Genomic DNA, 9,690 nt, shown 5'->3' with positions numbered 1-9,690 from the left:
GCGCTACGGCGTTTCACTTCTGAGTTCGGCATGGGGTCAGGTGGGACCACCGCGCTAAAGCCGCCAGGCAAATTCTGTTAATCTGTATCAAGCTGAAATTTGATTATCTGTCTCTTCGCCAAAACATCTTCGGCGTTGTAAGGTTAAGCCTCACGGTTCATTAGTATCGGTTAGCTCAACGCATCGCTGCGCTTACACACCCGACCTATCAACGTCGTCGTCTTCAACGTTCCTTCAGGAGACTTAAAGTCTCAGGGAGAACTCATCTCGGGCAAGTTTCGTGCTTAGATGCTTTCAGCACTTATCTTTTCCGCATTTAGCTACCGGGCAGTGCCATTGGCATGACAACCCGAACACCAGTGATGCGTCCACTCGGTCCTCTCGTACTAGAGCAGCCCCCCTCAATTCTCCAGCGCCACGGCAGATAGGGGACCGAACTGTCTCACGACGTTCTAAACCCAGCTCGCGTACCACTTTAAATGGCGAACAGCCATACCCTTGGACCTACTTCAGCCCCAGGATGTGATGAGCCGACATCGAGGTGCCAAACACCGCCGTCGATATGAACTCTTGGGCGGTATCAGCCTGTTATCCCCCGGAGTACCTTTTATCCGTTGAGCGATGGCCCTTCCATTCAGAACCACCGGATCACTATGACCTGCTTTCGCACCTGCTCGAGCCGTCACTCTCGCAGTCAAGCTAGCTCTATGCCATTGCACTAACCTCCCTGGATGTCCGACCAGGATTAGCTAACTTTCGTGCTCCTCCGTTACTCTTTGGGAGGAGACCGCCCCAGTCAAACTAACCACCAGACACTGTCCGCAACCCGATTACGGTCTACGTTAGAACACCAGCCATTAAAGGGTGGTATTTCAAGGACGGCTCCACGCAGACTGGCGTCCACGCTTCAAAGCCTCCCACCTATCCTACACATCAAGGACCAGTGTTCAGTGTCAAGCTATAGTAAAGGTTCACGGGGTCTTTCCGTCTTGCCGCGGGTACACTGCATCTTCACAGCGAGTTCAATTTCACTGAGTCTCGGGTGGAGACAGCCTGGCCATCATTACGCCATTCGTGCAGGTCGGAACTTACCCGACAAGGAATTTCGCTACCTTAGGACCGTTATAGTTACGGCCGCCGTTTACCGGGGCTTCGATCAAGAGCTTCGCGTTACCGCTAACCCCATCAATTAACCTTCCGGCACCGGGCAGGCGTCACACCGTATACGTCCACTTTCGTGTTTGCACAGTGCTGTGTTTTTAATAAACAGTTGCAGCCAGCTGGTATCTTCGACTGATTTCAGCTCCACCCGCAGGGGCTTCACCTACATATCAGCGTGCCTTCTCCCGAAGTTACGGCACCATTTTGCCTAGTTCCTTCACCCGAGTTCTCTCAAGCGCCTTGGTATTCTCTACCTGACCACCTGTGTCGGTTTGGGGTACGATTTGATGTTACCTGATGCTTAGAGGCTTTTCCTGGAAGCAGGGCATTTGTTACTTCAGCACCGTAGTGCCTCGTCATCACACCTCAGCGTTAAAAAACGACCGGATTTACCTAATCGTTCCGCCTACATGCTTAAACCGGGACAACCGTCGCCCGGCTAACATAGCCTTCTCCGTCCCCCCTTCGCAGTAACACCAAGTACAGGAATATTAACCTGTTTCCCATCGACTACGCCTTTCGGCCTCGCCTTAGGGGTCGACTCACCCTGCCCCGATTAACGTTGGACAGGAACCCTTGGTCTTCCGGCGAGCGGGCTTTTCACCCGCTTTATCGTTACTTATGTCAGCATTCGCACTTCTGATACCTCCAGCAACCCTCACAGGCCACCTTCAACGGCTTACAGAACGCTCCCCTACCCAACAACACATAGTGTCGCTGCCGCAGCTTCGGTGCATGGTTTAGCCCCGTTACATCTTCCGCGCAGGCCGACTCGACCAGTGAGCTATTACGCTTTCTTTAAATGATGGCTGCTTCTAAGCCAACATCCTGGCTGTCTGTGCCTTCCCACATCGTTTCCCACTTAACAATGACTTTGGGACCTTAGCTGGCGGTCTGGGTTGTTTCCCTCTTCACGACGGACGTTAGCACCCGCCGTGTGTCTCCCGTGATAACATTCTTCGGTATTCGTAGTTTGCATCGGGTTGGTAAGCCGGGATGGCCCCCTAGCCGAAACAGTGCTCTACCCCCGAAGATGAGTTCACGAGGCGCTACCTAAATAGCTTTCGGGGAGAACCAGCTATCTCCCGGTTTGATTGGCCTTTCACCCCCAGCCACAAGTCATCCGCTAATTTTTCAACATTAGTCGGTTCGGTCCTCCAGTTAGTGTTACCCAACCTTCAACCTGCCCATGGCTAGATCACCGGGTTTCGGGTCTATACCCTGCAACTTAACGCCCAGTTAAGACTCGGTTTCCCTTCGGCTCCCCTATACGGTTAACCTTGCTACAGAATATAAGTCGCTGACCCATTATACAAAAGGTACGCAGTCACACCACGAAGGTGCTCCCACTGCTTGTACGTACACGGTTTCAGGTTCTATTTCACTCCCCTCGCCGGGGTTCTTTTCGCCTTTCCCTCACGGTACTGGTTCACTATCGGTCAGTCAGGAGTATTTAGCCTTGGAGGATGGTCCCCCCATATTCAGACAGGATACCACGTGTCCCGCCCTACTCTTCGAGTTCACAACCTGTGTGCTTTCGTGTACGGGACTGTCACCCTGTACCGTGCGACTTTCCAGACGCTTCCACTAACACACAAGCTGATTCAGACTCTGGGCTGCTCCCCGTTCGCTCGCCGCTACTGGGGGAATCTCGGTTGATTTCTTTTCCTCGGGGTACTTAGATGTTTCAGTTCCCCCGGTTCGCCTCGTTAACCTATGTATTCAGTTAACGATAGTGTGACGAATCACACTGGGTTTCCCCATTCGGACATCGCCGGGTCAAAGGTTCATATCACCTCGCCGGCGCTTTTCGCAGATTAGCACGTCCTTCATCGCCTCTGACTGCCAGGGCATCCACCGTGTACGCTTAGTCGCTTAACCTCACAACCCGAAGATGTTTCACTTCTGATTGCGAAAATTTGAGAGACTCGAACACACCATTTAAGATGTGTCGTTTCAATTTTCAGCTTGATCCAGATTTTTAAAGAGCAAATATCTCAAACGTGACTCGCAAGTCAGTTTTGAGATATGACGGCAGGTGACTTTCACTCACGAACCAGCAAGTGGCGTCCCCTAGGGGATTCGAACCCCTGTTACCGCCGTGAAAGGGCGGTGTCCTGGGCCTCTAGACGAAGGGGACACTGAAGTCTCAATCGCAAGACGCCTTGCTATTTACTTTTCATCAGACAATCTGTGTGAGCACTACAAAGGCAGGTTCTTTAAGGTAAGGAGGTGATCCAACCGCAGGTTCCCCTACGGTTACCTTGTTACGACTTCACCCCAGTCATGAATCACAAAGTGGTAAGCGCCCTCCCGAAGGTTAAGCTACCTACTTCTTTTGCAACCCACTCCCATGGTGTGACGGGCGGTGTGTACAAGGCCCGGGAACGTATTCACCGTAGCATTCTGATCTACGATTACTAGCGATTCCGACTTCATGGAGTCGAGTTGCAGACTCCAATCCGGACTACGACGCACTTTATGAGGTCCGCTTGCTCTCGCGAGGTCGCTTCTCTTTGTATGCGCCATTGTAGCACGTGTGTAGCCCTACTCGTAAGGGCCATGATGACTTGACGTCATCCCCACCTTCCTCCAGTTTATCACTGGCAGTCTCCTTTGAGTTCCCGGCCTAACCGCTGGCAACAAAGGATAAGGGTTGCGCTCGTTGCGGGACTTAACCCAACATTTCACAACACGAGCTGACGACAGCCATGCAGCACCTGTCTCAGAGTTCCCGAAGGCACCAATCCATCTCTGGAAAGTTCTCTGGATGTCAAGAGTAGGTAAGGTTCTTCGCGTTGCATCGAATTAAACCACATGCTCCACCGCTTGTGCGGGCCCCCGTCAATTCATTTGAGTTTTAACCTTGCGGCCGTACTCCCCAGGCGGTCGACTTAACGCGTTAGCTCCGGAAGCCACGCCTCAAGGGCACAACCTCCAAGTCGACATCGTTTACGGCGTGGACTACCAGGGTATCTAATCCTGTTTGCTCCCCACGCTTTCGCACCTGAGCGTCAGTCTTTGTCCAGGGGGCCGCCTTCGCCACCGGTATTCCTCCAGATCTCTACGCATTTCACCGCTACACCTGGAATTCTACCCCCCTCTACAAGACTCTAGCCTGCCAGTTTCGAATGCAGTTCCCAGGTTGAGCCCGGGGATTTCACATCCGACTTGACAGACCGCCTGCGTGCGCTTTACGCCCAGTAATTCCGATTAACGCTTGCACCCTCCGTATTACCGCGGCTGCTGGCACGGAGTTAGCCGGTGCTTCTTCTGCGGGTAACGTCAATCGCTGAGGTTATTAACCTCAACGCCTTCCTCCCCGCTGAAAGTACTTTACAACCCGAAGGCCTTCTTCATACACGCGGCATGGCTGCATCAGGCTTGCGCCCATTGTGCAATATTCCCCACTGCTGCCTCCCGTAGGAGTCTGGACCGTGTCTCAGTTCCAGTGTGGCTGGTCATCCTCTCAGACCAGCTAGGGATCGTCGCCTAGGTGAGCCGTTACCCCACCTACTAGCTAATCCCATCTGGGCACATCTGATGGCAAGAGGCCCGAAGGTCCCCCTCTTTGGTCTTGCGACGTTATGCGGTATTAGCTACCGTTTCCAGTAGTTATCCCCCTCCATCAGGCAGTTTCCCAGACATTACTCACCCGTCCGCCGCTCGTCACCTAGGAGCAAGCTCCCTGTGTTACCGCTCGACTTGCATGTGTTAGGCCTGCCGCCAGCGTTCAATCTGAGCCATGATCAAACTCTTCAATTTAAGTTTGATGCTCGTGAATTAAACTTCGTAATGAATTACGTATGTTCACTCAGAGACTTGGTATTCATTTTTCGTCCGAGGACGTTAAGAATCCATGTCACTTTGAGTGCCCACACAGATTGTCTGATAAATTGTTAAAGAGCAGTGCCGCTTCGTTTTCGCTGCGGCGCGGGGTGTGCATATTACGCTTTCCCGCTTCAGAGTCAAGCGTTTATTTTCGCTATTCTCTGCTGACCCGGCGGCGTGTGTGCCGTTGTTCCGTGTCAGTGGAGGCGCATTATAGGGAGTTATTCTGACGTGACAAGAGGAAATTTAAAAAAAGTTTCCATTCGCGTTTTTTTTCACCAAAAGAGGTGAAATCAAGCTACAAATTGTTCTATTTGATGTATCTGCAACCACAATCACATTCGCGGTGGCATAATTATCAGCATGAATCTTTAAGGAATAAAAGCGATGCCATTAAGCGCGCAACAGCTGGCCGCCCAAAAAAACCTGTCTTATGTGCTGGCCGAAAAGCTGGCTCAGCGGATTTTAGCGGGTAAATATGCCCCGGGGAGCATCCTGCCGGGTGAAATGGAGCTGGGTGAGCAGTTTGGGGTGAGCCGTACCGCCGTGCGCGAAGCGGTGAAAACCCTGACGGCAAAAGGTATGGTGCTTCCTCGCCCTCGTATTGGCACACGCGTGATGCCACAAAGTAACTGGAATTTTCTCGATCAGGAGCTGCTCTCCTGGTGGATGACGGAAGACAACTTTCATCAGGTTATCGATCACTTTCTGGTAATGCGCAGTAGCCTTGAGCCTCAGGCATGTCTGCTTGCTGCCACGCTTGGAACAGCAGAGCAGAAAGCGCAGCTTAACGCGTTGATGGAAGAGATGGTGTTCCTGAAAAAACACTTCAACCGCGAACGCTGGGTTGAGGTCGATATGGCCTGGCATGAACATATCTATATGATGAGCGCCAATCCGTTCCTCACCTCTTTTGCCTCGTTATTCCATTCGGTGTACCACACTTACTTTACCTCTATTACACAAGACGACGTGGTAAAACTGGAATGGCACCAGGCGATAGTGGATGCCATTCAGGAAAGCGACGGGCAGCGAGCCCTGAGTGCGTGCCAGGCATTGCTGGCAGCGCCAGCCCACCAGCAGGTAAATAAATGACAAAGAAAAAAGCGCGCAGCATGGCCGGATTGCCGTGGATTGCAGCCATGGCGTTTTTTATGCAGGCACTGGATGCCACCATCCTCAACACCGCGCTTCCCGCTATTGCGCAAAGCCTCAACCGTTCCCCGCTGGCGATGCAGTCCGCCATCATCAGCTATACCCTGACGGTCGCGATGCTGATCCCTGTTAGCGGCTGGCTGGCCGACCGCTTCGGCACCCGCAGAGTTTTCATGCTGGCCGTAACGCTCTTTACGCTCGGTTCGCTGGCCTGTGCGCTCTCCTCGTCCTTAACGGAGCTGGTTATCTTCCGCGTATTACAGGGCATTGGCGGCGCGATGATGATGCCCGTGGCGCGCCTTGCCCTGCTGCGAGCCTACCCGCGAAGCGAACTGCTTCCCGTGCTTAACTTCGTCACCATGCCGGGTCTGGTAGGGCCGATACTTGGCCCGGTACTCGGTGGCGTGTTTGTCACCTGGGCAAGCTGGCACTGGATCTTCCTGATTAATATTCCGATTGGCGTAGCGGGGTTGCTGTATGCCCGCAAATATATGCCGAACTTCACCACGCCAAGGCGCAGTTTCGATATGGGCGGCTTCTTCCTGTTTGGCCTGAGCCTGGTGCTCTGACCTGCCCCCACGATTAGATACAACACTCAGTTAGTAACGTCGGAATCTTCATTCTCAGAATGACCCTTTCTCCAGCCCGCTGCAAATTCAGACGGTGTCTGATAATTCAGCGTGGAGTGCGGGCGGCATTCGTTATAATCCTGCCGCCAGTCATTAATAATTTTCCTGGCATGAACGATATCGCTGAACCAGTGCTCATTCAAACATTCATCGCGAAATCGTCCGTTAAAGCTCTCAATAAATCCGTTCTGCGTTGGCTTGCCCGGCTGGATTAAGCGCAACTCAACACCATGCTCAAAGGCCCATTGATCCAGTGCACGGCAAGTGAACTCCGGCCCCTGGTCAGTTCTTATCGTCGCCGGATAGCCTCGAAACAGTGCAATGCTGTCCAGAATACGCGTGACCTGAACGCCTGAAATCCCAAAGGCAACAGTGACCGTCAGGCATTCCTTTGTGAAATCATCGACGCAGGTAAGACACTTGATCCTGCGACCGGTGGAAAGTGCGTCCATGACGAAATCCATCGACCAGGTCAGATTGGGCGCCGCCGGACGGAGCAGCGGCAGACGTTCTGTTGCCAGCCCTTTACGACGTCTTCTGCGTTTTACGCCCAGGCCACTGAGGTGATAAAGCCGGTACACGCGCTTATGATTAACATGAAGCCCTTCACGGCGCAGCAACTGCCAAATACGACGGTAGCCAAAACGCCTGCGCTCCAGTGCCAGCTCAGTGATGCGCCCTGATAAATGCGCATCAGCAGCCGGACGGTGAGCCTCATAGCGGCAGGTCGACAGGGATAAACCTGTAAGCCTGCAGGCACGACGTTGCGACAGACCGGTCGCATCACACATCAACATCACGGCTTCCCGCTTCTGGTCTGTCGTCAGTACTTTCGCCCAAGAGCCACCTGAAGCGCCTCTTTATCCAGCATGGCTTCGGCAAGCAGCTTCTTGAGTCTGGTGTTCTCTTCCTCAAGCGACTTCAGGCGCTTAACTTCAGGCACCTCCATACCGCCATACTTCTTACGCCAGGTGTAAAACGTGGCATCGGAAATGGCATGCTTGCGGCAGAGTTCACGGGCGGGTACCCCAGCTTCGGCTTCGCGGAGAATACTGATGATCTGTTCGTCGGAAAAACGCTTCTTCATGGGGATGTCCTCATGTGGCTTATGAAGACATTACTAACATCGGGGTGTACTAATCAACGGGGAGCAGGTCAGCGGGATGGAGCTGTTTGGCGAGAAGATCGTCGCGACGTGGATCGCGCTCTCCGTTATCCTCGCCGGGATTCTGCTTTTCCTTCTTTATATACGTCACGCGCGCCGCCATCCGACGCCGTTAATCTCTCTTGGGCTCTTCAACACCCGAACGTTTTCCGTCGGGATCGCAGGAAACATTGCCTCGCGTCTGGGGACGGGCTGCGTACCGTTCCTGATGCCGCTGATGCTGCAGGTTGGTTTCGGCTATCCGGCACTGATTGCCGGCTGCATGATGGCGCCCACGGCGATGGGATCGATTCTGGCAAAATCGACCGTGACGCAGGTGCTACGCTGGTTTGGCTATCGCAAAACGCTGGTTGGCGTGACGGTCTTTATCGGTCTGATGATTGCGCAGTTCTCGCTGCAGTCCGCCTCGCTTCCCGTCTGGATGCTGATCCTGCCGCTGTTTGTGCTGGGCATGGCGATGTCGACGCAGTTCACATCGATGAACACCATCACCCTTGCGGATCTGACCGACGAGAACGCCAGTAGCGGCAACAGCGTGCTGGCAGTCACCCAGCAGCTGTCGATCAGTTTAGGGGTTGCCGTGAGTGCGGCGGTACTGCGGTTTTATGAAGGTTTCGACAGCGCGAACACCGTCGAGCAGTTCCACTATACCTTTATCACCATGGGCGCACTCACCGTCGTTTCAGCGCTGGTCTTTATGCTGTTAAAACCGAAAGACGGCCGAAACCTGATTAAAGAGCGTCACAAAGAGAAAGCTAAACCGAACCGCGTTCCATCAGAACAGGAGTAAGCTGCAGGCGCTGCTGCTGCAGCGTGGGCTGAGCCATTCGGTGGATCAACACATCGATGGCCAGCTCGCCCAGTTCATCTTTTGGCTGATGAATGGTGGTGAGCGGCGGCGTCATATAGCTGGCCAGCTCGATATCATCGTAGCCGATTACCGCCATATCATGGGGAACGCGCAAACCGGCCTGATATAACGCCTGATAGGCGCCAAACGCCATGGCGTCGTTGCCGATAAACACCGCCTGCGGACGCTGCGGTTGCGCCAGCAGCGTCTGCATCGCTTCGAAACCACCGTGAAACTCAAAATCACCGGTAATACGATACCCTTCCGGCACGGAAAGTCCCGCCCGCGTCATCGCGGCGAGATATCCTTCCAGACGCAAACGCGCCGGGGTTTTGTCCAGCGGACCGGTAATACAGGCAATGCGGGTATAGCCTTTATCGATCAGATACTGGGTGGCCATATCACCCCCCAGCAGAGAATTATCCTGAATGAGGTCGCTGGTGCCGTCGAACGGCGCCCAGTCCATCATCACCGTGGGAATGGAGGGATAGCGCTGGATAATCTCTTTCGACGGCTGGTGCGTTTCGGTACACAGCAGCAGTAGCCCGTCGACGCGTTTTTGCATAAGCGTTTCCAGGTTACGGTTCATGCGCTGCTCGTCCCCTTCGGTATTGCACAGCACCAGGCTGTAGCCACGCTCGAAGCAGCTGCGCTCCACGCCGCGAACCAGCTCAGAATAAAAGGGGTTGGTACTGGCGGTGATCAGCATACCGATCGTACGCGTCTGGTTGAGCTTAAGGCTGCGCGCCAGTGCAGACGGCGCATAGTTGAGATCTTTTACTGCCGCTTCGACTTTTTCCCGAATCGCCTCGCTGACGAAGCGATCGTTGTTTATGACGTGAGACACCGTCGAGGTAGAAACACCCGCCAGGCGGGCGACATCTTTCATTGTGGCCAAG

At 53.7% G+C, this 9,690-nt stretch carries 3 protein-coding genes, 1 tRNA gene, 3 rRNA genes and 2 pseudogenes; 3 read left to right on the top strand and 6 right to left on the bottom strand.

The features are described 5' to 3' along the window. The 4 genes from rrf to PI91_RS22120 form a co-directional block, all read right to left on the bottom strand. Nucleotides 1–68: ribosomal RNA gene (gene rrf / locus PI91_RS22135) — 5S ribosomal RNA — on the bottom strand; the annotation flags it as partial. Between the two features lie 71 nt (nt 69–139). Next, nucleotides 140–3,042 (bottom strand): 23S ribosomal RNA (locus tag PI91_RS22130). A 183-nt stretch (nt 3,043–3,225) separates the two neighbouring features. Further along, nucleotides 3,226–3,301 (bottom strand) — tRNA-Glu (locus PI91_RS22125). Nucleotides 3,302–3,386: 85 nt separating this feature from the next. Beyond that, a 16S ribosomal RNA gene (locus PI91_RS22120) occupies nt 3,387–4,926 on the bottom strand. A gap of 453 nt (nt 4,927–5,379) precedes the next feature. Between PI91_RS22120 and PI91_RS22115 the strand changes: the two genes are divergently transcribed. Both PI91_RS22115 and PI91_RS22110 read left to right on the top strand, forming a co-directional pair. Beyond that, nucleotides 5,380–6,087, top strand: coding sequence for a FadR/GntR family transcriptional regulator (locus PI91_RS22115; protein WP_039267131.1), 708 nt, complete (start codon nt 5,380–5,382; stop codon nt 6,085–6,087). Then, nucleotides 6,084–6,713, top strand: a pseudogene (locus tag PI91_RS22110) (MFS transporter); the annotation flags it as partial. The gene PI91_RS22115 and the pseudogene PI91_RS22110, both read left to right, overlap by 4 nt. A gap of 29 nt (nt 6,714–6,742) precedes the next feature. Here PI91_RS22110 and PI91_RS22105 read toward each other — a convergent pair. Then, a protein-coding gene (locus PI91_RS22105; RefSeq protein WP_085950818.1) for an IS3-like element ISSen4 family transposase occupies nt 6,743–7,863 on the bottom strand; the annotation gives its coding sequence in 2 pieces (ribosomal slippage) (nt 6,743–7,605 and nt 7,605–7,863; 1,122 coding nt in all). Between the two features lie 70 nt (nt 7,864–7,933). Here PI91_RS22105 and PI91_RS22095 point away from each other — a divergent pair. Next, a pseudogene (locus tag PI91_RS22095) lies at nt 7,934–8,731 on the top strand (MFS transporter); the annotation flags it as partial. On the opposite strand, the gene rbsR reads toward PI91_RS22095, so the two are convergent. Next, nucleotides 8,697–9,689: a ribose operon transcriptional repressor RbsR gene (rbsR, locus tag PI91_RS22090; protein WP_113771519.1), complete on the bottom strand. Its 993-nt coding sequence runs from the start codon at nt 9,687–9,689 to the stop codon at nt 8,697–8,699. The pseudogene PI91_RS22095 and the gene rbsR overlap by 35 nt on opposite strands. Nucleotide 9,690 lies beyond the last annotated feature (1 nt).

It is taken from the genome of Enterobacter sp. FB (assembly GCF_000805795.1).
GTDB lineage: Bacteria > Pseudomonadota > Gammaproteobacteria > Enterobacterales > Enterobacteriaceae > Enterobacter > Enterobacter roggenkampii.
The sequence above is the reverse complement of the archived record's forward strand: the minus strand, read 5'-3'. Positions and strand labels throughout refer to the sequence as shown.